21 protein-coding genes, 2 pseudogenes and 2 riboswitches are annotated in these 23,263 nt (G+C 43.6%); of the genes and pseudogenes, 8 read left to right on the forward strand and 15 right to left on the reverse strand.

Going from position 1 to position 23,263, the window contains the following annotated elements:
• Positions 1-72: 72 nt before the first annotated feature.
• Positions 73-1,687 (reverse strand): annotated as a pseudogene (locus tag DER53_RS14085) (hypothetical protein).
• A gap of 339 nt (positions 1,688-2,026) precedes the next feature.
• Between DER53_RS14085 and DER53_RS14090 the strand changes: the two are divergent.
• Together DER53_RS14090 and DER53_RS14095 are read left to right on the forward strand one after the other, a co-directional pair.
• Positions 2,027-3,415 (forward strand): peptide MFS transporter, encoded by a 1,389-nt coding sequence (locus tag DER53_RS14090; RefSeq protein ID WP_062756031.1) that lies wholly within the window; start codon positions 2,027-2,029, stop codon positions 3,413-3,415.
• 85 nt (positions 3,416-3,500) lie between these two features.
• On the forward strand, positions 3,501-4,859 hold the full coding sequence (locus tag DER53_RS14095; protein WP_062756033.1) for a S8 family peptidase: 1,359 nt from the start codon (positions 3,501-3,503) through the stop codon (positions 4,857-4,859).
• A 15-nt stretch (positions 4,860-4,874) separates the two neighbouring features.
• On the opposite strand, the gene DER53_RS14100 is transcribed toward DER53_RS14095, so the two are convergent.
• The gene (locus tag DER53_RS14100; RefSeq protein WP_062756035.1) at positions 4,875-5,459 is read right to left on the reverse strand and encodes a YitT family protein; all 585 of its coding nucleotides are present in this window, start codon (positions 5,457-5,459) and stop codon (positions 4,875-4,877) included.
• A gap of 195 nt (positions 5,460-5,654) precedes the next feature.
• A riboswitch (Lysine riboswitch) is annotated at positions 5,655-5,844 on the forward strand.
• A gap of 157 nt (positions 5,845-6,001) precedes the next feature.
• Between DER53_RS14100 and DER53_RS14105 the strand changes: the two genes are divergently transcribed.
• Positions 6,002-7,474, forward strand: coding sequence for an amino acid permease (locus DER53_RS14105; protein WP_062756037.1), 1,473 nt, complete (start codon positions 6,002-6,004; stop codon positions 7,472-7,474).
• Positions 7,475-7,499: 25 nt separating this feature from the next.
• On the opposite strand, the gene DER53_RS14110 is transcribed toward DER53_RS14105, so the two are convergent.
• From DER53_RS14110 to DER53_RS14120, 3 genes are all read right to left on the reverse strand, one after another.
• Positions 7,500-7,667, reverse strand: a complete 168-nt coding sequence (locus tag DER53_RS14110; RefSeq protein ID WP_015864102.1) for a twin-arginine translocase TatA/TatE family subunit — start codon at positions 7,665-7,667, stop codon at positions 7,500-7,502.
• 75 nt (positions 7,668-7,742) lie between these two features.
• The gene (locus DER53_RS14115; protein ID WP_062756039.1) at positions 7,743-7,922 is read right to left on the reverse strand and encodes an H-type small acid-soluble spore protein; all 180 of its coding nucleotides are present in this window, start codon (positions 7,920-7,922) and stop codon (positions 7,743-7,745) included.
• Positions 7,922-8,104: a hypothetical protein gene (locus DER53_RS14120; protein WP_015864104.1), complete on the reverse strand. Its 183-nt coding sequence runs from the start codon at positions 8,102-8,104 to the stop codon at positions 7,922-7,924. Before DER53_RS14120 ends, DER53_RS14115 begins: the two co-directional genes overlap by 1 nt.
• 99 nt (positions 8,105-8,203) lie before the next feature.
• Between DER53_RS14120 and DER53_RS14125 the strand changes: the two genes are divergently transcribed.
• The 4 genes and pseudogenes from DER53_RS14125 (at position 8,204) to DER53_RS14140 (ending at position 11,907) form a co-directional block, all read left to right on the forward strand.
• On the forward strand, positions 8,204-9,199 hold the full coding sequence (locus DER53_RS14125; RefSeq protein WP_062756041.1) for an acyltransferase family protein: 996 nt from the start codon (positions 8,204-8,206) through the stop codon (positions 9,197-9,199).
• 101 nt (positions 9,200-9,300) lie between these two features.
• Complete coding sequence (locus DER53_RS14130) at positions 9,301-9,597, forward strand: transposase (RefSeq protein WP_089097743.1); 297 nt, start codon at positions 9,301-9,303, stop codon at positions 9,595-9,597.
• An 8-nt stretch (positions 9,598-9,605) separates the two neighbouring features.
• Positions 9,606-10,097, forward strand: a complete 492-nt coding sequence (locus DER53_RS17210; RefSeq protein WP_081188857.1) for an IS3 family transposase — start codon at positions 9,606-9,608, stop codon at positions 10,095-10,097.
• Between the two features lie 133 nt (positions 10,098-10,230).
• Positions 10,231-11,907: pseudogene (locus tag DER53_RS14140) on the forward strand (IS200/IS605 family accessory protein TnpB-related protein).
• Between the two features lie 323 nt (positions 11,908-12,230).
• Here DER53_RS14140 and thiE read toward each other — a convergent pair.
• From thiE to DER53_RS14190, 10 genes are all read right to left on the reverse strand, one after another.
• Positions 12,231-12,890 carry a thiamine phosphate synthase gene (gene thiE, locus DER53_RS14145; RefSeq protein WP_062755291.1) on the reverse strand — a complete coding sequence of 220 codons (660 nt, stop codon included), beginning with the start codon at positions 12,888-12,890 and terminating at the stop codon, positions 12,231-12,233.
• Positions 12,891-12,901: 11 nt separating this feature from the next.
• Entirely contained in the window at positions 12,902-13,705 is an 804-nt protein-coding gene (thiD, locus tag DER53_RS14150) for a bifunctional hydroxymethylpyrimidine kinase/phosphomethylpyrimidine kinase (protein ID WP_062755289.1), read from the reverse strand.
• A gap of 14 nt (positions 13,706-13,719) precedes the next feature.
• Positions 13,720-14,529: a hydroxyethylthiazole kinase gene (gene thiM / locus DER53_RS14155; protein WP_062755287.1), complete on the reverse strand. Its 810-nt coding sequence runs from the start codon at positions 14,527-14,529 to the stop codon at positions 13,720-13,722.
• 61 nt (positions 14,530-14,590) lie between these two features.
• Positions 14,591-14,702: riboswitch (TPP riboswitch) on the reverse strand.
• Between the two features lie 60 nt (positions 14,703-14,762).
• Entirely contained in the window at positions 14,763-15,794 is a 1,032-nt protein-coding gene (locus tag DER53_RS14160; RefSeq protein WP_062755285.1) for a glycosyltransferase family 2 protein, read from the reverse strand.
• Between the two features lie 12 nt (positions 15,795-15,806).
• Positions 15,807-17,474 carry a DUF6044 family protein gene (locus tag DER53_RS14165; protein WP_121910056.1) on the reverse strand — a complete coding sequence of 556 codons (1,668 nt, stop codon included), beginning with the start codon at positions 17,472-17,474 and terminating at the stop codon, positions 15,807-15,809.
• Between the two features lie 142 nt (positions 17,475-17,616).
• Positions 17,617-18,597, reverse strand: coding sequence for a phosphotriesterase family protein (locus DER53_RS14170; RefSeq protein WP_062755281.1), 981 nt, complete (start codon positions 18,595-18,597; stop codon positions 17,617-17,619).
• Entirely contained in the window at positions 18,594-20,276 is a 1,683-nt protein-coding gene (locus tag DER53_RS14175) for a long-chain fatty acid--CoA ligase (RefSeq protein WP_062755279.1), read from the reverse strand. Before DER53_RS14175 ends, DER53_RS14170 begins: the two co-directional genes overlap by 4 nt.
• A 260-nt stretch (positions 20,277-20,536) precedes the next feature.
• Entirely contained in the window at positions 20,537-21,025 is a 489-nt protein-coding gene (locus DER53_RS14180; RefSeq protein ID WP_062755278.1) for an HAD hydrolase-like protein, read from the reverse strand.
• 151 nt (positions 21,026-21,176) lie between these two features.
• Entirely contained in the window at positions 21,177-21,845 is a 669-nt protein-coding gene (locus DER53_RS14185; RefSeq protein WP_062755276.1) for an HAD-IA family hydrolase, read from the reverse strand.
• Positions 21,842-22,696 carry a GNAT family N-acetyltransferase gene (locus DER53_RS14190; RefSeq protein ID WP_062755274.1) on the reverse strand — a complete coding sequence of 285 codons (855 nt, stop codon included), beginning with the start codon at positions 22,694-22,696 and terminating at the stop codon, positions 21,842-21,844. Before DER53_RS14190 ends, DER53_RS14185 begins: the two co-directional genes overlap by 4 nt.
• A gap of 127 nt (positions 22,697-22,823) precedes the next feature.
• On the opposite strand from DER53_RS14190, the gene DER53_RS14195 reads away from it, so the two are divergent.
• Positions 22,824-23,192 (forward strand): phosphotransferase, encoded by a 369-nt coding sequence (locus DER53_RS14195; protein WP_244319605.1) that lies wholly within the window; start codon positions 22,824-22,826, stop codon positions 23,190-23,192.
• The last annotated feature ends 71 nt before the right edge of the window (positions 23,193-23,263 follow it).

The raw sequence follows: 23,263 nt of genomic DNA on the forward strand, positions 1-23,263 counted from the left end.
ATAGCTCCCTCCCCTATCCGTTAGTGTGGACAGAGGAAGATATGTTTTTGCGAGTAAACTGCTCCCAATCGATTACGGATAGGTAAGGGAAAGCAAATAATCAATCACTGCTTTTTGCTCTTCTTTCGTAAAACCCTCCTGTGGATCAATCCAGTAACGATGTCCATCACCGCTTACATGCACAGCACGAAGTTGTGGATCAGAAACGTTCGCACGGATCACTTGTTGCCGCAACGTTCTGTCAATCAACGCGCGAAGACTATTGCGCGTATCGGGCACAATGCCCTTTCCTAGCGTTCCCGTTAAACCGAGCTCCCCGTTCGGTCCGACCGCAACACCCCCATCATGGAGATAAGGAGCGCTCCAAGAAAGGCCGATTAAGCTAGGCACTTTATAACCTCCTTTAGAATCGCCATGTGCAAACGCTAAACGTATTTGTTCTTTGTCCAACTGTTCTGTTGGCACTTTTAATACTTTCGCGTTTTTTGGAACTGGTACAGGTGTATCCGGAGCATAGAAAACCGCTTCACCAAATACTTTTTCTGTTTTCTTCAATGCTTGTGCCCTCGACGGCTCGGTTCCTACCACCTTCGCCGAAACAACACGATTATTGGTTAAATATGCCCCCGCATGACATCGTATACATCCAGCTCTAACAAATACATCACGCCCCCGTGCTATTTGCTCTGCATCTATTTTTACGCTTAGAGTTGGCGAATTAATCGTGTTTTGCCAAGCAGCTACAGCATTATTTTGCTCATTGAATCGATATCCCGGTCCACTAACCACTAACCCGTCCGGCGCAACGAGCGATACTTTCGGAAATTGCGGCGGAGCAACGAGCTTGTTGACACCGACAACCCCAGGGGTCGGGTCCACCTTTGCAAAAAACTCCAATGGTTTTTCGTTCACATTCGGTTTATAGCGAAATTTCGGATTCGCAACATTTTGCAGTATCGTTCCAATATATACTTCTTTGTCCACTCCGAATAATGCTTCGCTAATTTCCGATTGTGCAAGAGAATCAGCGTTTTGAGCGTGAACGTTATTGCTAAAAAATCATTGTTAGGCGCACCTTCCACCACTTTTTTCGTTTTCGTATCCACCGTCGCGTGACATGCAGCGCAGCTAATGCCAATGCGGAGTTTGCCGTGGTCCCAAACAACCGGCATCCCTAACGGCAAAAAGAATCCTTTAGGAACATCGATGCCTGTGCCAATTTTTTCCTTTTTGTATGTTCGGCCACCAATTTTAATGTCTTCTGCCAGCTCGACTTGTAAATTTATCGTTCCCTTTCCTTTTAAAGCAATAATCGCCTTGGCGATATTCGTCATGGTTAACGGTCCGTTCACAATCCCCATAATATCGGTCAAAAACACCTCATTGCCAAATGTTTCTTTATAAAATACCTCTCGTCCTAATTGAAGCAGCTGTTTATCAACAACAATAGCACCGTGTTTAGCAGAAACAGGCGTTTCTTTACCATCTGCAGATAATTTTTCTTCCTTTCCGGTTTCCGCGCTAATCCATTTTCCCCAAATATCCATGCCCGTTTGATTATTCGCTTCATATTTCACTACATCGTCTTCCTCAGGAAAGAACACATATTCGACATTGGTGTTGAAAAAAATCCTCCATCGATTAACAATATAAGGAAAATGATAACGATGATAGATGTTTTGCGCATTCCTTCTCACCGTCCATTAAGAATATGTAACACGCATAGTGTGCCCCCTTTAATGGAAATTACCCATATTATTACAGTAAAAAAGAGGAGTAAACCTTTGCATCTATCTGATTATGAAACTTTATTACATATACAATCTTTTAAATTTTATTAAAATAGAATAAAAAATTATTTTAATAAAAGTATTTTATTTGATCTTTTGTATAAAATAACGGTGAAAACCTTGTTAAAAATTTGGAATTATCTATTTATATATAATTTTATTGACATATAAATATTTTGTAAATTAAAATTGACAATGTATTAACAAAGTCATTATATTAGCAAGGAGGAAATATAATGAGTGCATTACCGGAAACACAGACGTTGCAAAGTCAGCGCACAAAAATGAAGCACCCTCCCGGGCTTTATTTATTATTCTTTACAGAGCTTTGGGAACGATTTAGCTATTATGGAATGAGAGCGATCCTTGTTCTTTATTTAACAACAGAACTTGTCAGCGGCGGATTAGGAATAAAACCAAGCGTCGCAATGACAATTTATGGATTCTTTACTGGCGCTGTTTATTTCACCCCGCTCGTTGGCGGTTATTTGTCTGACCGAGTTTTAGGCAGAAGATTGGCGATTACGATTGGCGGTATTACGATGGCGCTCGGTAACATCGTACTGTTTGCCATCAATAACCAAATAGGACTATATATCGGCCTAATTTTATTGATTATCGGTAATGGCTTCTTTAAACCAAATATTTCAACACTTGTCGGGGAACTTTATGCTCCAAACGATAAACGGAAAGACGCAGCATTCACCATTTTCTATATGGGAATTAACTTGGGAGCATTATTTGCGCCACTTGTATGCGGATATTTAGCGGAAAAATATTTCGCAACGAACATCAATGGCGTCATCCATTACGGATTTAAATACGGATTTTTAGCTGCTGCGATCGGTATGATTATTGGACAATTAATTTTCAATATATTTGGAAATCGTTATTTAGGAGATATCGGTAAAAAACCTACCGGCGCACCAGTGAAAACAAATAAGGAAACAAAAACAAAAACACCTTTAACAAAACAAGAAAAACAAAACGTTGCCGTTATTTTTATTTTAACATGCTTTGTTATTTTCTTCTGGGCTGGATTTGAACAAGCGGGAAGTTCGTTAACATTGTATACAGACAAATTCATCGATAAATCGATTGGCGGCTGGACGATGCCTACTTCTTGGTTCCAATCACTGAACCCATTCTTTATTATCGTGTTGGCACCAATTGTTTCGCAAATCTGGATCAAGCTTTCGAATTCAAAACGTGGTGACTTGCCAATTCCAGCAAAAATGGGTCTTGGCATGATTTTACTTGGTCTTGGATTTGCCGTACTAATTCCAGCTGTATTACAAACAGGAAGCGACGAACATCATGTTGTTGAAAAAGCGAATTTGTTATTCATTATTTTCACTTACTTCCTTCACACGCTCGGTGAACTTTGCTTATCACCGGTTGGATTGTCCATGGTAAGTAAACTTGCTCCTGTTCGATTAGCATCGCTTCTCATGGGTGTATGGCTAGCGGGAACTGGTGTCGCGCAATTGTTGGCTGGCCAATTAGCGGCGTTTACGCAGTCGTTAGGCTATTTAGAAATTTTCAGCTTAATTAGCGGTGTAACCATCGGACTAGGGCTTATTTTGCTATTATTGACGAAAAAACTTGTGCGAATGATGAACTAAAAAGCTGGATCCCTTTTATGGGACCAGCTTTTTTTCATAATTTTTTTCTGTTGGCTCACCCTATAACTAGTGAGGTGACACATTGATGAATAAACAAACTCTTTTCGCTATCACTGCTGGAGTTGCTATTCTTTTTATTATGATTGCAGCAATTGTGACGACATATCGTCCGACAGTCCACCATGAAGAAACGAATCAGTTAAGACCGAAACCAGCCCCTTATGTGGCAACGACGCCCCGTTCCCATCCGACTGTCGTTACATTGAATAGTCTAGCAATGGGCGAAAAAATCAAAAACAAGTTAAACAGCCACCCGAAAATAATAAAAATCGATCATAACGGCCGCGACAAAAGCCATTATTTTAATCATGAAATTACGGTTCGGTTTCGAAAGCTTCCTACAGCACAAGAGCTCCAACGAATAGAACGAGCAATCGCCGGAAAATTGATCAATCAGTTTGATCATTTTTTTATCTTTCGTTCTAACAGCAAAACATATCATGAATTACGCTATTACTTTCAATCAATTCCAACGGTTGCCTACAGTGAACCAAATTACATTTATTTGCAAAACGAAATCCCGAATGATTTATTATATTCACGTTATCAATGGAATTTGCCAGCAATCGACACCGAAGCAGGCTGGCGGTTGTCTCGAGGAAAGAAAAGCGTCACCATTGCCATTATTGATAGCGGCGTTGATTTAGATCATCCCGATCTCGTTCATCGCCTGCAAAAAGGATATAACGTTCTCGCGGATAATGCCATTCCCGAAGATGATAACGGTCACGGTACGCACGTAGCGGGCATTATCGCCTCACAGCCAAACAACGGTGAAGGTGTTGCCGGAATGACATGGTTTAATGCAATTATGCCGATCAAAGCATTAAATTCAGAAGGATATGGAACTGCCTTTGACGTGGCAAAAGGGATTCGCTGGGCGGTAGATCATGGGGCAAAAGTCATCAACTTAAGTCTTGGGAATTATCAGCCGTCCACTGTATTAGAAGAGGCCATCCGTTATGCATATGATCGCGATGTCGTACTCGTTGCCGCCTCCGGAAACGATAACACCGCACAGCCTAGCTTTCCGGCGGCATATCCTGAGGTCATCAGCGTTGGTGCTGTTAATCCCGATCTTTCTTTCGCACATTATTCTAATTATGGAACGTATTTAGATGTGGTAGCACCAGGAACAAATATTGCCAGCACTTTTTCACAGCATCGATATGCAGCACTTTCTGGGACATCCATGGCTGCACCGCACGTAACTGCATTAGCTGGTCTCATTCGTTCAATGAACCCGCATCTTACGAACGATGATGTAAAACAAATCATTATCAAGACAGCTGCTGACCTAGGGGAAAATGGAAAAGATCCGTATTATGGATATGGTTTAATCAATGTATATCGCGCACTAGAGCAGGCAAGCAGTTGGCGTTAACGATACGGGTGGAGATTACATAACATGGTGTCTCCATCCGCCTGTCTGTGTTAACATAGTTGTCGCGATGCCTACTATCGTTACTACAACAAGCGAATAAAGAAACGAAGTGGAATCAATGATGAAACTCCCAACCGTAATAATAAGCGCATCCATTATAAAAATAATAATCCCGACATTCCAATTTGTCATTTTCGCAATAAATTGTGCTAATAAATCCGTGCCTCCTGTGCTCGTCTCTTCGCGCAGCATGATGCCGATTCCGATGCCGACCAACCCCCCGCCAATGACGGAACTGATCATGGGATCAAGGATAATGATGCCGCGCAGCACGGAAAATATATCAATCATCAATGAGGAAAACAGTAAACCATGAAGGCTATTATAAAAAAACGGGCGATAGTAAAACCAAGCCATAATATAAAGGGGAATACTTAATAAAACCATCGTTAATCCTACTTTTACATGCCAAATATATTTGATGATTAAACTAATTCCAATAATCCCCCCATCTAACAAATGATGGGGAACTAAAAAAACATTAATCCCGATTGCAAGAAACATACTTCCAATAATAGTAATAGTCATTTTTTTTAACATCAGAGCGCCACCCCATTGTTCTTTACAGCTTACTTCAATCAAAATTGGTGCGCTATCGAAAAAACATCGATATAGTTATTATATGGTAACAATTTCAAAGACTTGTCTCTTATTTCTAATTTTCTATTGCTATAATTACAACAATAGATTAGAATAAAGGTATATTAATATAATTGAATATGCCGCTCATTCAACCATTGAAGTAGAGGTCGCAGCTTTTATGAGTACGGTAAACGAGACGCAGAGCACGTCAACGACTTTACCGGAAAGGAAAAGCTGCCGAAGTCTGGGCATTTCTCTGGGTGCTCAGGCTGGGGTTGTCACCGAATAGGGGCAACACTGTCATACCCGCATGAATTTGCGGGTATGGAGCGCTATCTTCATGGGAGAGTTGATGTATGCAGTTATTTCAACACTGCCGTCGAATCTCCTTCGACGGCTTTTTTTATTATATGGATGTCACAGAACATCCTATTAATAAAAATTAATAATTTTCAGATTTTTATCATAATATTTGTAAATAATAAGGGAGTGGTTCATTAATGAAAACAGCAACAAAAACAATGGTTGCTCCTTCTGCAGCTTCCCTTTCTGAGAGCGGATTGCGGCGAAAACTAAAAACACGCCATTTAACGATGATTTCCCTCGGAGGAACAATCGGTACAGGTTTATTTTTGGCAAGCGGCGGAGCAGTGCATACGGCAGGACCCGGTGGAGCACTTGCGGCATATATAGCCATTGGCATTATGGTGTACTTTTTAATGACAAGCCTTGCGGAAATGGCGGCATACATGCCTGTTTCTGGATCTTTTAGCACATATGCAACGAAATTCGTTGATCCTGCATTAGGGTTTGCATTAGGATGGAATTATTGGTACAACTGGGCGATTACGATCGCCGCGGAACTATCTGCGGTCACGATGATTATGAAATTTTGGTTTCCACATAGCCCATCGCTTTTATGGAGCGCGCTTTGCTTAAGCATTATGTTTCTTTTAAATTACTTATCGGTGAAAGGATTCGGAGAAGCGGAATATTGGTTTTCCCTCATTAAAGTGGCAACTGTCATCGTGTTTTTAATTGTCAGCTTCCTGATGATTTTCGGAATCATGGGCGGTGAAGCGATTGGCTTTAAAAACTTTACCATTGGAGATGCCCCGTTTCACGGCGGCTTTATGGCCATGTTAGGAATCTTTATGGCGGCGGGATTTTCCTTTCAGGGAACGGAATTGTTAGGGGTCGCTGCTGGAGAAACAGAAGATCCGGAACACAGCATTCCCCGCGCCATTCGCCGGGTGTTTTGGCGCATCTTGTTATTCTATGTATTAGCTATTTTGGCAATCGGCTTGTTAATCCCTTATACAGACGAAAGACTTGCCAACGGCGATGTTACAGTTAGCCCGTTTACACTCGTATTCGATAAAGCTGGAATTGCCTTTGCCGCTTCGGTAATGAACGCCGTCATTTTAACTGCTGTATTATCGGCAGGCAACTCCGGCATGTACGCGTCTACCCGCATGCTTTGGGATTTAGCCCGTGAAGGGAAAGCGCCAAAATTTTTAGCGAAACTGGATAAACGCGGAGTTCCAGTGAATGCGCTTATTGTCACTTCATTAATAGGAACGCTTGCCTTTTTAGCTTCTTTCTTTGGCGATGGTGTCGTTTATACATGGTTATTGAACGCTTCCGGAATGTCAGGGTTTATTGCATGGATCGGTATCGCTATCAGCCATTATCGATTCCGTAAAGCGTACATTGCTCAAGGAAAAAGCCTCGATGATTTACCGTATAAAGCGAAATGGTTCCCGTTCGGTCCTATTTTTGCATTTATTGTTTGCGCGATTGTTATTTTAGGACAAAACTATCAAGCATTTATTGGCGAAACGATTGACTGGTACGGGGTTCTTGTTTCGTATATTGGCCTGCCGCTCTTTATTATCGTCTGGCTCGGGTATAAGTTTGTGAAAAAAACAAAAATCGTTCCGTTGCATGAATGCGATTTGGAACAAAAATAAGGACTTGGTATGTATTACCAAGTCCTTATTTTTGTACTTTTTGCTCTTCATCATCGATAATTCCTTTTGTCGCATTTTTAAATTCACGCAACGTTTTTCCAGCCGCTTGTCCTAATTCCGGCAATTTTTTTGGGCCAAAAATTAATAGCGCGAAAAAAACGATAAGGGCAATTTCTCCAAACCCGATGTTCATACGATTCACTCCATATGCTTATTCATTCTTTTATTATTATACCATACCTAAACCGCAAGCGCCATTCGAATACGATTATTGTTCTTGCAGAAGACGAACGGGTACTTCTATTTCTTCCTCTGGGCGATTTTTTTTATAAATACGCGCCATTTCCCGTTCTTCATCCACGTGTTGAATCATTACCTGCTGCCCTTCGTATGTGACTGGCACGATTTTTCCCGATTTTGCGATTTGCTTTGCACGTATGACTTCCATTACCAATTTTCCCTCCCTTCTTCGTCCGCTTTGGCGCTATCTTCCGCTAATGAATGTAGACTTTTCCAAAACAATTCGTCATTACATACAAGGTGCACAATTTGTTCAAGTTCTCCTTCGTCCCCTTTCGCGTTGATTATTTCTAATAACTGGGTCATATCGGTCGTTTCGCGTTCTACCATCAAATTATCACACCTTTCCAAAAATTGATATACTATTGACCCCTCAAAAGAGAAGAAGTATTATTCGAATTGGTATAGATAAGAAGGGAGGAAGATACAATGAGCGAACGCGATTATTACTTTGACAATGCAAAATGCGCACTGATGCTTCTTGTCGTGTTCGGTCATTTTCTCCGCCCGTATATCGATAATGTGCTCTGGGTGCATAGCTTATATATTTGGATTTTCTTTTTCCACATGCCGGCGTTTATTTTTATCTCAGGTTATTTTGCTAAAAAATTTCATGAACAAGGATATTTAAAAAAGATAACAAAAAAATTATTGCTTCCCTACCTTATTTTTCAACTGTTGTATTCGGTTTACTATTACTTTTTATATCAAAAAGATTCCATTGAATTCGATTTGCTCACTCCCCAATGGAGTCTATGGTTTTTAATTAGCTTATTTAGTTGGAATTTGTTATTATGGATCTTTGCCAAAATCCCAAAACACGTTTCACTATTGCTTGCCCTTCTCTTAGGAGTAGGAGCGGGCATGATCGAAGCAGAGAAATGGCTAAGTATATCGCGTACGTTTACGTTTTTCCCATTCTTTTTATTAGGATTTTTCCTTCAAAAAAAGAATATTGAACGATTATTTACATGGCGCGTACGTTTATTTTCACTATTTGCACTAGTCGGGATGTTTATCATGATTCATTTCGGTTTTCCTGATTTGCCGCAAGAATGGCTATACGGTTCCAAATCATACGATACGCTCGGCGTACCAGAGGAAAAAGGAGTTTTCGTGCGCCTGGTTATTTATGGCGCAAGCACTCTGATGATGGTCAGTTTTCTCTCGCTTATTCCAAACCGTCGTTTTTCTTTCTCGGTGTTAGGCGCAAGAACATTTTATATTTATATTTTGCACGGGTTTATTTTAAAATACTTGCATGAAACAAAACTTCCAGATTTTATTATGAGCATTCACGGTTACCCGCTATTACTAGGATTGTCCGTCATCGTTGTGCTTGTTCTTGGAAGCAAACCGATTGTACGCATTATGCGCCCACTTTTGGAATGGCAATTTCCGAAAAAGAAACAGGCTGTTTCTTAAATGGCAAAAAAGAAGGTGCCCCTAACACATTGATATGATCCCCTTATAGTAGACAGAAAAAATAAAGCCAATTAATCTGTCTACTATAAGGGGATTTTTCTATGGGGAAAATACGAAAAACATATGATGCAAAGTTTAAAAAGAAGGCTGTGGATTTATATTGGAAAGAGGGCATGGGATACAAAACGGTGTCTAAAGAATTAGGGATTGATGAATCCATGGTACGTCGATGGGTGAAACGCTATGAACAGGAAGGAATGAAAGGGCTAGAGGAAAAACGAGGAAAGGCAAAAGGACCAGGCAAAGGAAGACCAAGAACTCGCCCAGAAGATCCTGAAACGAAAATCAAGCGCCTTGAGGCGGAAGTAAAGATGCTAAAAAAGCTCTTAAAGAGGTGAAAGGGGGAATGGAAGCAGTACCAGCTCATAAGAAGTTCGCGATCATTCAAGAAATGGCCGGGTGTTATGGTTCGATTCAACCATTATGTGAGATAGCAGGCGTGTCTCGAAGCGGATATTATAAGTGGGTAAAACGACAGGAACGCCCTTCTCAGAAGCAATTGGAAGACGAGCAGCTAAAGGAAAAAATCAAAGAGTGTCATGAAGAAGTGAAAGGAATCTATGGGTATCGGAGAGTCAAAGTTTGGCTGAAACGGAAATACAAACTGGATATCAACCATAAACGAGTACAAAGGCTGATGAGGGAGATGGGAATCCGGGCGGTGATTCGGAAGAAACGACCTTATTTCGGAAAGAAAGAGCCTTATGTGATTTCGGATAACTATCTAAACCGAGATTTCCACACGTCCAAGCCAAATGAGAAGTGGGTTACAGATATTACCTATTTAATTTTTAATGGGCAAAAGCTCTATTTTTGCCGAGAAGCCCCCCACCTCTAAGCGAAGCGTAGGTGGGGGATGAAATCGGCATTTTTTGTTTTTTGATCATCGTGATAGTTGAAAAATGTTCTTCTTTTGTCATAAAATATAAATAAATATACCGAACTTATGTTCTGTTATAGGTGAAGAAAAGATGAAAAAAGCGTATTTTTCAAGAAGATTGTATAAATCAAAAATGGATATTCTTCATGTGACGGAAACATCTTATGCATTAGAGTTATTCCATCGCGCAAAGCGTTTCGCTTTTCAGACACTGGTCCGGGAAAAGCGATGGGGACGAAAATTACATCAAGAAAGTCTGCATATCGTTGTGAAGAAAAAATACGGAATGAATGACTATTTTGCCAACAGTGCAGTCCGAGAAGCAAATGCTCTTTTCTCCTCTCGAATGGAATTAAATAAAATGTACATTCAACAGACAGAAGAAAAAATAAAAGATGTGAAGAAAAAACTGAAAACAGAACGAACCAAACTGACAACATTACGCAAAATCAAAGAAAATTGCATCAAAGGAAACTTACGGTTTCCAAAAAATACAAACTTTGTTTTGCAGAAGAGCGGAATCATCTCTCTTGAAGTAAAGAACAGATCTTTGATTTGGATGAATTCCTATTTGTTTGAACATCGTTATTTAGATGTGAAAATGAAACGGACGAAAGCAAAAATCGGCCGTTTAAAACATCGTTTAGATCGATTAGAACAAAAGAAAATGAAATTAAAAGAACACATCCCAAGTGCCGTGTTCGGAGGAAAGAAGTTGTTTAAACAGCAATTTACGAAAGAAGAGTTTATCAAGGATCACGAAGCTTGGAGAAAGCTCTTTTTAGCTGCCTGAAATAAAGAAATGATCATCTCCGGGCGGAAAGATGCCGGCTCTGGAAACTTTGTATTCCATTACAATCCAGCAACCAATGAACTTCATATGACCTCCATAGGAGGCAGGGTAGTGATTTTTCCTGAAGTTGTGTTTCCATACGGGCAAGAGATCGTAAATAAAGCGGTGACAGATCAAATCCAATGTAAAAACAAAAAAACGTATGGTAAACCCATTTCTTGGTCGATCGAAGATCACGGGGAATACTATATCATCAAATGTTTGGTGGATGTAGAATCGAATCCATCTATTAATTTTTCTACTTCTGACGGAGTGATCGGAGTAGATTGCAACTACAATCACATTGCTTGGACGGATGTTTCAAAAGACGGCAACTTTTTGGAAAGTGGGAAACTTTCGTTTTCGATAGAAGGGAAAACTTCCGGTCAAATCACAAAAATTTTGGAAGCAGAAGCCATTGCTTTAGTGGATATCGCAGTTCGAAAGAAAAAACCTATTGTTTTGGAAAAATTGGATACTACTTTATCCAAAGTGGGAAATAAATACGGCAACAAAAAAGCAAATCGGATGAAGAGTATGTTCGCCTATCGAAAAATGATACAAGCAATCAAAAGCCGCGCCGACAAAATGGGAGTTGCTGTTATAGAAGTAAATCCAGCCTACACTTCGATCTCTGGAAAGCTAAAGTATATGCGTAAATTCGGTATCTCCATCCACCAAGCCGCTGCATTTACGATCGGCCGTCGAGGATTGGGATATAAAGAAAAAGCGCCAAAGGTGCTTAAAAAGTATGTCCCGAAAGAGGTTTCTCATCATTGGAAGCATTGGTCTATTTTAGATAAGAAGTTTTCTGTTCGTACACATACATTGTATCATCTTTTCAATGTGAATCAGCCGCATCAAGGGATAGATGTATTTCATCCATCGTTGTTAGAAGAAGAAAAACATCAATTAATAAAAGCTTTAGCTTCATAACCATTCACTCTTGATCGTGAAGTTTTAGAATAAAAGAACGCATTGTACCAGTATCTTACTCTCGTCACCGGAGCAGATGGCGATTCTAGGAGCTGGGTGCATTGCAATGCGTTCTTCGGATGCCATACGAATGGAAGATGGTGTACCTTCTATATGTACTTTCACAGGCATATAGCTGGTCGTCCCAAAAGGATACTTCGGACATCTTGTATGGCTACTCCTCTCGTTGAACGGAGGGGGTTCTTGGGACCTTTGAGCAACTACGGCCAAAGGAAACAAGAATCCCCCACTTCCACCGGCTTTAGCCGGTAAGTGGGGGTAGTTCAATCGTTGTTGAACACCGTTTGAACGAGTTGTTTTGCTGCCAGAAACGGAGATGCAGCCGAAGCAATCGCGCTAATGACGGAAACACCGTCCGCTCCGGCGTTCATCACTTCACCGGCATTTTCCGCGGTAATGCCTCCAATGGCCACAAGCGGAATATCAACTCCTTGACCACGAAGAAAGCGAATAATCTCAGGGCCTTGCGCTTTCTTCGCATCCTCTTTCGATTTCGTTGGATAAATTGGTCCAACTCCGATATAATCGGCACCAGCAGCGATCGCCGCTTGCGCTTCTTTCAAATTATGTGCCGACACTCCAAGAATTTTATCGCCGATTTTTTCGCGGACGATGCGCGCATCTTCATCATCCTGCCCGATATGCACACCATCGGCATCAAGAGCTAACGCTAGTTCGACATCGTCATTGACGATAAACGGTATGCCGCGCTTTTTGCAAATATTTTGCAGCTGTCTGGCGAACTCGTATTTTTGTTCACCGACAAGCGCACCGCTCCCTTTTTCGCGAAATTGAAACAGCGTAATTCCGCCATCAATCGCTTCTGTTAATACTTCTAATGGCTGTTTTTTACAATTTGTACTTCCCATAATAAAATATACTTTCAATCGTTCTCTCATTGCTTCGCTTGCAATTCGGGCCACTTTCCACTCACCTACCGCGCTTGTTTCTCCCGGTACGCCCAATGATTTGTCGGGCCGTGACCGTGGCCGATGCCTAATTCATGACTAATGGCGGCTTGAATAAACGATTTCGCTGTCTGCACTGCTTCTTGCACTGTTTTTCCTTTTGCGAGCTCTGCCGTTATCGCCGCGGCAAACGTGCATCCTGTTCCATGCGTATGTTTTGTATCGATTCGCTTGCTTGTGAAATAGAAAAATTCACTTCCGTCATATAATACATCGACCGTTTCTTCTCCATCATCGTCATGTCCGCCTTTGATCACAACGTATTTCACTCCTAGTTCATGCAGACGTTTCGCCGCCTCCTTACGGTCCTCAATCGTTCGAATCGTCTGGCCGGTTAATGCTTCCGCTTCCGGAATGTTCGGAGTAACCACCATCGAAATCGGAAGCAAATGCGTTTTTAATGCGCTTACCGCCTCTTCTTGCAATAGCGGAGCACCGCCTTTGGCAATCATGACCGGATCGACGACGAGGCGTTCCCACCCGAATTGTTTCACTTTCGAAGCAACCACTTCAATAATTTCCGCACTAAACAGCATTCCGGTTTTTACCGCATCCGCTCCTAAATCGGTTCCGACGGATTCAATTTGTTGCGCGACCGCTTCCGGCGACAATGGGTATACTCCTTGCACGCCGAGTGTATTTTGCGCCGTTACCGCTGTTAATGCGGACATCCCAAATACACGCAATTCTTGAAATGTCTTTAAATCCGCTTGAATCCCAGCACCGCCGCCGCTGTCCGAACCAGCAATCGTTAACGCTTTATATACCATGATTTTCTCTCCCTTCATTCTACTCGTTCAATGCGACCGTATCGGCTGATCTCATCCGCTCCTACGCGGAAAAGCGCGTCCAAAAAGGCGATTTGAAAGCTGCCCGGTCCTTCGTCTCCTGCATTTTTCGCAGCGATTTCCGCGGCAACTCCATAGATGACAAGCGCCGCCGCCGCCGCTTTTAACACATCCCGCTCTACAGCCGCAAATGCGCCAATAACAGATGTCAATAAGCAGCCAGTTCCGGTCACTTTCGTTAACAACGGGTGTCCGTTACGAATGATATACGTCGTATTTCCATCTGTTACAACATCCTCTTTTCCTGTAATGGCGACTACTGTTTTCAGCTGCTCAGCCGCTTTTTTCGCAAGCGATACGACATCCCCGCTGCCTTCTCCCGCATCAACGCCTTTAATGGTCCACGATTCGCCGATAGTATTCGCGATTTCCGCCGCATTGCCGCGAATGACAGACAGTTGGACCGCGCTCGCAATGTTTCGCGCCGTCTCCGTGCGATACGGCGTCGCCCCGGCGCCAACCGGATCGAAAATAACAGGAACACCAGCTTCGTTTGCCGCTTTTCCGGCAATGATCATCGCTTCCACTTCTGTTGGATTTAATGTTCCGATATTTAAGACAAGCGCCCCCGCAATTTTTGCCATATCCGCAACTTCCTCTTTCGCATACGCCATGACCGGTGAAGCACCTAACGCAAGCAGTCCGTTTGCCGTAAAGTTCGTTACGACCACATTCGTAATGTTATGTACAAGCGGATTGGCTTGTCTAACCATTTGCAATGCGTTTATCGCTTCTTGGTTGTTCATTTCCCATCCTCTCCCTTTTTTGCGAATAAAAAAACACTTTGCGCGCAAGCAAAGTGTATACGGATCCCACAGTCACTTTCCCTGCGCTGGCATTACCCAAACAGGTTCGAACGGTCAACGGCGGAATTAGCCGTACTCTCAGCCTGCTTCCGCAAGCTCCCGCAAAACAATATATAGTTTTTCACAAAAGAGTCTACTCCTTCTTTTCACATATTGCAAGTAAAAATATCACATTATGAACGGTGTTTTGAAATTTCCGGCATCGTTAATCCTTCACTTAGTGAAGGAGATTGGTGCCACGGCTGCGGCATCGGCAAATTAAATAAATCAAGATCGACAATGTATCGGGGGCGCCGTTTTGTTTCTTTATAAATTTTCCCAATATATTCTCCGATCAACCCAAACGCAATAAGCTGCAAGCCGCCGAGAAACCAAATGGATGTAATGAGCGATGTCCAGCCTGTTTGCGTATGGCCGGTAAATTTTAAAAGAAGAAAATATACTCCAAACAATAAGCTGACGAAAAAGGAAACAAATCCAATGAGCGAAATAATGCGAATCGGCGTAATGCTAAACGAAGTGATCCCATCAAGGGCAAACGCGATCATTTTTTTGAGCGGATATTTCGTTTTTCCTGCAAACCGCTCTTTCCGATCATAATAGATGGTTGTGGAGCGAAACCCTAGCAGCGGCACAATTCCGCGCAAAAACAAATTCACTTCCTCGAACCGTTCGAGTTCCTCTACCGCCCGCCGGCTCATTAACCGATAATCGGCATGGTTATAAACGAGATCGACTCCCATTGCTCTCATCAGTTTATAAAACCATTGAGCAGTATGGCGTTTAAAAAACGTATCCGTATCGCGCTTATTGCGCACCCCATACACAATTTCATATCCTTCATGAAACTTTTGGACAAAATCGCGAATGACGGAAATATCATCTTGCAAATCCGCATCGATCGAAACGATGCAATCAGAACGCGTTTTCGCAGCAAACAGCCCCGCTAACAGCGCGTTTTGATGCCCCGCATTGCGCGCAAGTTTCACCCCTTTTACTTCCGGATAACGCAAGCTTGCTTTATAAATAATGTCCCATGTCGCATCACCGCTTCCGTCATCGACAAATAATAACGTGCTTTCAGGAGAAACAAGGCGCTCGGCAATCAGCTCCTCCCGCAGATTGCGGAGCTGGCGAATCGTTTCCGGCAATACTTCCTCTTCGTTATAACACGGCACAACAATCGTAAGCATTGGTTCGTTCATGTTAACCCCTCCTTACGGTATCACCTTGTACAAATAAATCGTCCATGCCGATTCTTTGGAATGAAACACTTTTTCAAGCGTCAGCTGATTTTGTTTTGCGTTTTCAATCGGCAATGCCGAGAAAATATAACGGCCGCCCATTTCGCGAAATACATTCGTATTTAGCTGTAAATGTTTAATCGTTCGTTTTGAATTCTTGTTAAACATATAATGTTTTCCTAACTCGTCGACAAAAATATAGCAACGTCCGCCCCATTCATCGAAGTATTCGCGCAGCTTTTTGTTTTTCGCCAGCTCTTTTGCGATAATTTGGCGAAACTTATGTTTATATGACAGGGGATAAAAATTGTTATACGTATCTAATGTGTAAAATCCGTTATATTGCGCGATTGCCGGGTGAATGCCGATGCTGGCGACACGATATTTGTGAACCGGCAGTCCGATGTGCTCTTTTATTTCTTGGAATTGCTTTTCCGCATAAAACTCGCGAAACGACGGCTTATTGCGATGCGCAATTTCCTCGTTAAAAGCGGTGAGAACGACTAACTGAGCGGCAAGCGCTGCAAAACATGCCTTTTTCCATGAATGGCCTTGCTGCCATAAAATTTTAAGGGAAATGGCAAACAGCACGTAAATGACCATCGGCCGCAAAAAGTGATAGCGGGCAAAATTAAATTTATCCAGAAGATCAAAACGTTCTGTTAACGGGACCCAGCCTTTATAAAACCAAAACGCGTACCACGTCGACAGCGCAAAATTCAATACGTGTAAAAATACAAATAGCTTTTCCCGCTTCCATAACTTTTTCTTCCAAACGATATACAACGCCACTAACGTCACCGGCAAAATAATCAGTCCGTGTACCGTCATCACATGTGTATGGCCGAGAATATAGTTTTTAAAAATTAGACGTATGACACGCCAAAGCGGCAAGCGGGCATGAAAATACTCATCACGGCTTGTCGGTTCATCAGAAAATAACAGCGAATGAACAAGGCGGTAATCCACCGCCAAATAAATGGCAGTCATGTACACAATGGCAAAGAAAAAGCGCCAATTCCATCCTTTCCCGCGAATGACGTCGACAAGCCACCATATTCCCATCGCACTAAGGAAAAAGAAGAAACCGAGCACGAGACTCGAATAAAACGGCAATAGCGTAAGCACAAGATAGTTTACCCATGAACGCTCGCCAGCGCGGATGTTCAGAAGCGCCCACAGCGCAAGCGGCATTCCAAGCGTGCTAAGCATCCCTGATGGCCAAAACGGTGTCAGCGCAAAAGCAAGCGACGCTCCAATACGAATCCATACCCATTTTTCATCTGGAACGACATATTTCCTTAACAGCAAGTACATCCCGATAAACGCAAACACGCGAGTAATCGCCTGACTAAGTCCATATGCGTAAATGGATGGAAATAGCGCGTGAAGCCAAACGATTCCGCTAAATTCCGTACCGAACGCATTTCGAGGCAACCCGTTAATAATTTGCGGGATGACCGCATGAACCGAACCAAATAACTCTCCGCTTTTTGTGACGACTTTATACCATGCAATATTGGAATCTAAATTATCATGCACACGCATATGCGCATCTTCGCCAAGCAGAAAATATGGCGATACAAACAAGGCGATTGCAAGGAATGAAAAAAACAGGAGTTGCTTTTCTATTGTCGTCACCTCATCCCCCTCCATTTTTAAAATGTCTTCCTTTATTTTCTAACGAAAAAGGAAAAATATGCATCTTTTTTGTGGCAATAAAAAAGACCATCCCAAAAAGCAACGGATCGTCGCTTCTTGGAAACGGTCTTTTCATTGGCGCTTATGCAAACAATGTGGCAGGATTTTTCACAAACATTTGCTCTAGCTGTTCCTCTGTCACTCCTTCTTTCGTTAAAGCTGGAATAATATTTTGAAATACATGTTCAACATGCCAATTACTCATCAGCGCAGCAAACGGCTCTGGCAGCTGCGGCGGACGGCCGAGCCAAATATTGACGGTATCATGGGCGAGCATGATTTTATCGGCAAAGCCTTCGCGAAGCAGCACGAGCAACGTGCGGATCCGCTCTTCATCCGTCGGCGCGCCGACCATACCTTGAATGCCGAATCGATCAAAAGCGATATACACCCCGTATTGCAGCGTCTTTTTGTGGTATTCCGGATCGGTGTTGCCGCACATATGTCCGATGACAATCTTTTGCGGATCCGCTCCGTGCTCAAGCAAGTAAGCCGCTTGTTCCGGCCCCATCGTTCCTTCCTGCGTATGGGTGATAATCACGATTCCTGTTTCTTTTTGCACACGGGCCGCGGCGCGGAAAAACATTTTTTCGTATTCGGTGATCCGATTTTTGCTTGACGCCAGTTTAATGATGCCTGGTTTAATGCCGGTATCGGCAATGCCGTTTGTAATTTCTGCCATAAACATGTCATATATTTCTTCTTCTGCCGTGCCAAGCAACTGGCGAAACTTAAAATACGGCGTTGCTCCTTCGCCTTCGTAATAATACCCGGTCGCACAGATGATGTTCAGCCCGGTTGCCTCGGAAATGCGACGGAGCAATTCCGGATTGCGACCACAGTCATTCGGCGTCGGATCGACAACAGTTTGAATGCCATGGGCCATCATTTTTTGCGCGATGGCAACTCCCGCCTCAAGCGCTTCCTCAAAACGGAGCGGTCCGAGCGTCACATCGCCTTGAAACCCGGGATACCCAAAGACAAAATGCTCATGAATCAGTGTTTTGCCAAGCTCGCTCGCCGGCACCGGACCGCAGACGGTTTCCACCATTCCTTTTGTCATGCTTTCGTCCCTTTTTCTAATTTTTGATACTCTTCTTCTTGCAATTTCCGCCACAATAATTTTCCGCTTGATGTCATCGGCAGCGACGAACGGAATTCGACGATGCGCGGATATTTATAGGCGGCCATTTGTGTTTTCGCCCATTCCATAATTTCTTCTTCTGTGATTTTGCCTACGTACTCATCTTGAAGCACAATAAATGCTTTCACCGTCTCGCCGCGGCGCGGATCAGGAACACCAATAACGCACGCTTGTTGCACGGCCGGATGCTTATAGAGCAACGATTCAACTTCGGTCGGCCATACCTTATAGCCGGACGCGTTGATCATCCGCTTGACGCGGTCGACAATGAAGAAATATCCTTCCTCATCCATGCGGCCGATATCGCCGGTGCGGAAAAACCGTTTTCCATCGATTTCAATAAACGCTTCTTCCGTTTCTTTTTCACGGCGATAATATCCCTTAAACACTTGTGGGCCGTGCACGACGATTTCCCCGATTTCCCCGACGCCAAGCTCTTTTCTGGTCTCCAGGTCAATGATGCGGGCGTCGACATCAAACGATGGAATGCCCAAGCATTGCAATTTCGGACGATCCGGCGGGTTGAAATGGGTATGCGAAATCGTTTCGGAAAGCCCATATCCTTCCATGTATTGCACTCCTGTCAGCTTAAACAATTTTTCTCCGACCGCTTCTGGAAGCGGCGCGCCCCCGCCAGCGATGCTAGCAAGAGAAGAAATATCATATTTTGACAATGACGGATTGGCCAAAAAATCAATAAGCATCGTGCTAATATTGACCCAATGTGTACAGCGATGCATTTCAATCAAACGCGCGGCACTATTGCGATTCCAGCGTGTCAACAGCACCATCGCCGCGCCCGCAAAAATTGGAAGATGCATGCTGTGGACCATTCCGGTAACGTGAAAAAGCGGCAATGTGACGAGGCAAACGGCATCACTTGTCACGTTCGCCCAATGATAGGCGCTGACAATGTTGGCGTTCACCGTCCGGTGCGAATGAACGCACCCTTTTGGCACTCCCGTTGTACCCGATGTATACGGCAGCACAGCAATATCATCGACATGGCCTTTATGTTCTTTCGGCAGAAGATTCGCCTCTAAACAATCGGTCCAATAGTACACACGGTCATTGGCATACGCCTGCCGCGGCAACGCCACCTCGTCAGGAAGAGAAACAGGATAAGGCGCGGCGATATAATCCGAATAAGCAGCAACAATAACATGTTCTAACGTTGTGGACGAAAGCAACGGTTCTACTTTTCCAAATAATTCTTGACCGACGATTCCGACTTTCGTTTCGCAGTCTTGAATATAGAACGAAAGCTCTTCGGTTGTATTCATCGGATTAATCGGAACAACAATCGCTTCCGCACGTAAAATCGCATAGTAGGAAATGATAAATTGCGGGGAATTTTGCATGTATAAAAGCACTCTGTCGCCTGGTTGGATGGAAAGTTTTTGCTGCAGGTAGCCGGCAAGCGCGTTGACTTGCTCCCATAATTGTTTGTAAGAATAAGAGGCGCCGTAGTAGTGGATAGCGGTTTTTTGAGGGTAGCGCTTCGCTGTCGTTTCTAAATGATCGACGATCGTCGTTTCCGGCACGGTCAGCGTTTTGCTCAACCGTTTTGGCCAATATGGAAAATGGCGATTATTCATTCACCTCTCCTCCCTCAACAACAAATTTAGAAAGCGTTTACAAAAAAATACGCTTCTGTTATTCTTCCTATTACTACTTGTTATACATTATCTATTGACCAACCAGTTAGTATGTATATGTTTTCTTTTATCATACTATGCTCTACTGATAATTTCAATAATTTTCTGAATATTATTTGAAATAAATTCCCCGCCGCCCGCTCCCCGTAAAAGCTATTCTAACCAAGGCGCCAAAATAAAAGGACATCGCAATGCCGGCATTATAGGAAGCGGCGCAGGACAGGGACGCATTCCGACATTGAAGCGACAATGACATCGGCGTCACCGTGCTTAGCCAGTCTATACACATCGATAAAAATGGTGCGGCAGCCAAGCCGGCGCGCCGGGAGGATGTCATTTTCCAAATTGTCGCCGATGCTAAATAAGCGGTCAAGATCGATTTTCACCTGCCCGGGGTAGATCGTTTTTACTTCGGCAGCGCCCAGCTTTTCGCCGTTCCAGCGGTACGCTTCGCTAACGATGCCGTTTTGCAAAAACAAAATAAGATCCTTCTCCGTGTCGTACACGCTGCCGATGCGAAGCGGATGGCGGCCGGAAAGAACCGTGCGGTAATCTTCCCAAAAACGGTGTTGATCTTCTTTGCGCAGCCGCTTGGCGACCTGTTCCGCATAATATTCAAAGTGATGGGTTTCTTCATACAATGTACCGTCTAAATCAAAGACAATCGCTTTTGTGTTTCTGTTGTTCATGCTGCTTCCCCTTTCTTGATCGCTGCGGCCGCTTCATATGTTTGTTTTCCAGCCGCAAGCGTGCGGCAACCTGATCGGTGGCGCGAATGGCACACTTTTTTATATTACAAGACGGCCGCACTAAAACGCAAATAATGGAAATTACACGCTGTCAAACAAGCGGTGGCCAATCGAGCGCGGCCAATTCGCGAAACTGCTCGATCACTACATCCGCTTCTGCCAACTCTTCCCCCGCGGCAAATCCAAACCGGCATCCAATCGACCAAATCCCATTATCCTTCGCCGCTTGAATATCGGAACGCCGGTCTCCGACCATCACCGCTTTTTCAATCCCGTAATCATTCAACAGCTGTTTGACTAACGCAGACTTCGACATCAGAGAAAACCGATCGAGGCTATAAAAATCGATAAAATAGCGCTCGAGCAAAAAGGCGGTCCGAATCGCGGCGAGATAGCGCTGACGCCCGTTGCTTGCGACAAAAAGCGGAATTCCTTGATCAGCGAGGACCGCAAGCGTCGTGAGCACGTCTGGGTATAACCGCCCGTTTCCATGCTCGATTTCATCAATGATATCATCCAAAAACCATGCGGCTGCTCGGTCGCGCACCGCTTCACTCGCTTCCGGCATCAATTGGCGCCATACTTCTGAAACTGGGACGCCAAGAATCCGCAAATATTCCTTGACTGGCGTGTCCTCTTGCCACAGCCCTTCGCGGCGCAGCCGATCAAATGTCTTATGCAGGGCAGGAACAAGGACGGTTTCCGTTTGAAACAGCGTGCCATCCATATCGAAAATGACGGCAAACGGGATTTTGCTCATTGGTTTTCCTCCTTTTGAAACAGCAGCAACATCGAATCCATCACCGGCTCATAGCCGATTTTCATATAAATTTTATTCGAAGTAGGGTTGTCTAAATCGGTATAAAGGGAAGCGGTTTTATATCCCGAATCTAATAGCTGCTGCGTCAGTGCCGCCACACAATCAGAAGCGTATCCATTTTTTCGTTTTTCCGGCGGCGTGTACACCCAGTTGATCGTCACATTCGTTTTCGTTGGACGGGCCCAGCGCGCCATCGAAACCGGCTCCCCATCGATCGTCCATACGTATATTTGCTGATTGGCGATCGCTCCTTGCACCGCCTGCGCCGCTTCCTCTGCGGATGTCGGGAGTTTAACATCCTCACAAAACCGGACAAACCATTGGCACAGCATTTCCATATCGCTCATTTGCGCCGGACGCAGCACGCCTCGTTTGGAGGCAGGCCTTTTCACTTTTTTCAGTGCATAAATCCGCTGTTTCATCTGAATATGGACACGGCGGTGCTGAAGCTTGGCGATCTTTTCCGCGAGCGCCGTCGCCAGCCATTTTTCGCCGATTATCCCCGGTATATTCGGATAGCTTTCGTACAGCTTTTTCGCGATTTCCTCTATTTCTTCGGTCGCAAATGGCAACGATTTTGACAAAATAAGCTGGCGCGGATGCGTTTGCAACAGGACAAGCGCCAGCTTACCATCTTTGTTCACTGTTCCCATATACAACGGCTTCTGTTCCGGCTTCATATTCATGATTACACCTAATGGCAAATTGTTTTCCCCTTCATGTTGCTCGAGAAACGGCAAGACATCCCGTTTGAACAGTGAGAAATCGCTATATCGCCGCAATTCAAGCATCGCTTTCCCCTCCCTCTATGTATCTATTTGAATTTTCAAAACTATTGTTAATAGTATTATAGCATAGAAATAAAAGGATTTACTGTTTTTTTTATGACAAATGTGTATTTTTAAACGGAGTAAATCGGTGAGGAAAACAATGAAACCAATTGCCATTCAAGAAATTCCTGAACATATTCAAAATGATATGGGAACGATATATGCTATCCATTTTCCAAAGCAAGGATATACATCGGATGTAGGAATAATCGAAACAGCTAACGGGACGTATGTCGTCAAACGGGCGAAAGGCGAACGTTTCTGCGCATCGCTCGAAAAAGATGCAAAAGCATTAACCTGTCTGTCCTCAACAACATTGCCGATTCCGACCTTATACCGGTTTCATGAAGCAAAACATAAGAAAGAAGCGTGGGCGCTGCTCGAATATATCGAGGGAGAACCGCTCCAACAAGCATTAGAGAAAGAAACGAACGAAGCAAAACGCGTTTCAACATGAATCGGACGTCATCGTGTTTTTTGAAGGATATGGGAAAAAACCGATCACAAAAGAAGAATATGAGTATTTCG

It is taken from the genome of Parageobacillus toebii NBRC 107807, assembly GCF_003688615.2.
Classification (GTDB): domain Bacteria; phylum Bacillota; class Bacilli; order Bacillales; family Anoxybacillaceae; genus Parageobacillus_B; species Parageobacillus_B toebii.

What these genes read in the sequence shown, in the direction of transcription:
- DER53_RS14090 (WP_062756031.1), top strand. Translation starts at nt 2,027, where the DNA reads ATGAGTGCATTACCGGAAACACAGACGTTGCAAAGTCAGCGCACAAAA.
- DER53_RS14095 (WP_062756033.1), top strand. Translation starts at nt 3,501, where the DNA reads ATGAATAAACAAACTCTTTTCGCTATCACTGCTGGAGTTGCTATTCTT.
- DER53_RS14100 (WP_062756035.1), bottom strand. Translation starts at nt 5,459, where the DNA reads ATGTTAAAAAAAATGACTATTACTATTATTGGAAGTATGTTTCTTGCA.
- DER53_RS14105 (WP_062756037.1), top strand. Translation starts at nt 6,002, where the DNA reads ATGAAAACAGCAACAAAAACAATGGTTGCTCCTTCTGCAGCTTCCCTT.
- DER53_RS14110 (WP_015864102.1), bottom strand. Translation starts at nt 7,667, where the DNA reads ATGAACATCGGGTTTGGAGAAATTGCCCTTATCGTTTTTTTCGCGCTA.
- DER53_RS14115 (WP_062756039.1), bottom strand. Translation starts at nt 7,922, where the DNA reads ATGGAAGTCATACGTGCAAAGCAAATCGCAAAATCGGGAAAAATCGTG.
- DER53_RS14120 (WP_015864104.1), bottom strand. Translation starts at nt 8,104, where the DNA reads ATGGTAGAACGCGAAACGACCGATATGACCCAGTTATTAGAAATAATC.
- DER53_RS14125 (WP_062756041.1), top strand. Translation starts at nt 8,204, where the DNA reads ATGAGCGAACGCGATTATTACTTTGACAATGCAAAATGCGCACTGATG.
- DER53_RS14130 (WP_089097743.1), top strand. Translation starts at nt 9,301, where the DNA reads ATGGGGAAAATACGAAAAACATATGATGCAAAGTTTAAAAAGAAGGCT.
- DER53_RS17210 (WP_081188857.1), top strand. Translation starts at nt 9,606, where the DNA reads ATGGAAGCAGTACCAGCTCATAAGAAGTTCGCGATCATTCAAGAAATG.
- thiD (WP_062755289.1), bottom strand. Translation starts at nt 13,705, where the DNA reads ATGGTATATAAAGCGTTAACGATTGCTGGTTCGGACAGCGGCGGCGGT.
- thiM (WP_062755287.1), bottom strand. Translation starts at nt 14,529, where the DNA reads ATGAACAACCAAGAAGCGATAAACGCATTGCAAATGGTTAGACAAGCC.
- DER53_RS14160 (WP_062755285.1), bottom strand. Translation starts at nt 15,794, where the DNA reads ATGAACGAACCAATGCTTACGATTGTTGTGCCGTGTTATAACGAAGAG.
- DER53_RS14170 (WP_062755281.1), bottom strand. Translation starts at nt 18,597, where the DNA reads ATGACAAAAGGAATGGTGGAAACCGTCTGCGGTCCGGTGCCGGCGAGC.
- DER53_RS14175 (WP_062755279.1), bottom strand. Translation starts at nt 20,276, where the DNA reads ATGAATAATCGCCATTTTCCATATTGGCCAAAACGGTTGAGCAAAACG.
- DER53_RS14180 (WP_062755278.1), bottom strand. Translation starts at nt 21,025, where the DNA reads ATGAACAACAGAAACACAAAAGCGATTGTCTTTGATTTAGACGGTACA.
- DER53_RS14185 (WP_062755276.1), bottom strand. Translation starts at nt 21,845, where the DNA reads ATGAGCAAAATCCCGTTTGCCGTCATTTTCGATATGGATGGCACGCTG.
- DER53_RS14190 (WP_062755274.1), bottom strand. Translation starts at nt 22,696, where the DNA reads ATGCTTGAATTGCGGCGATATAGCGATTTCTCACTGTTCAAACGGGAT.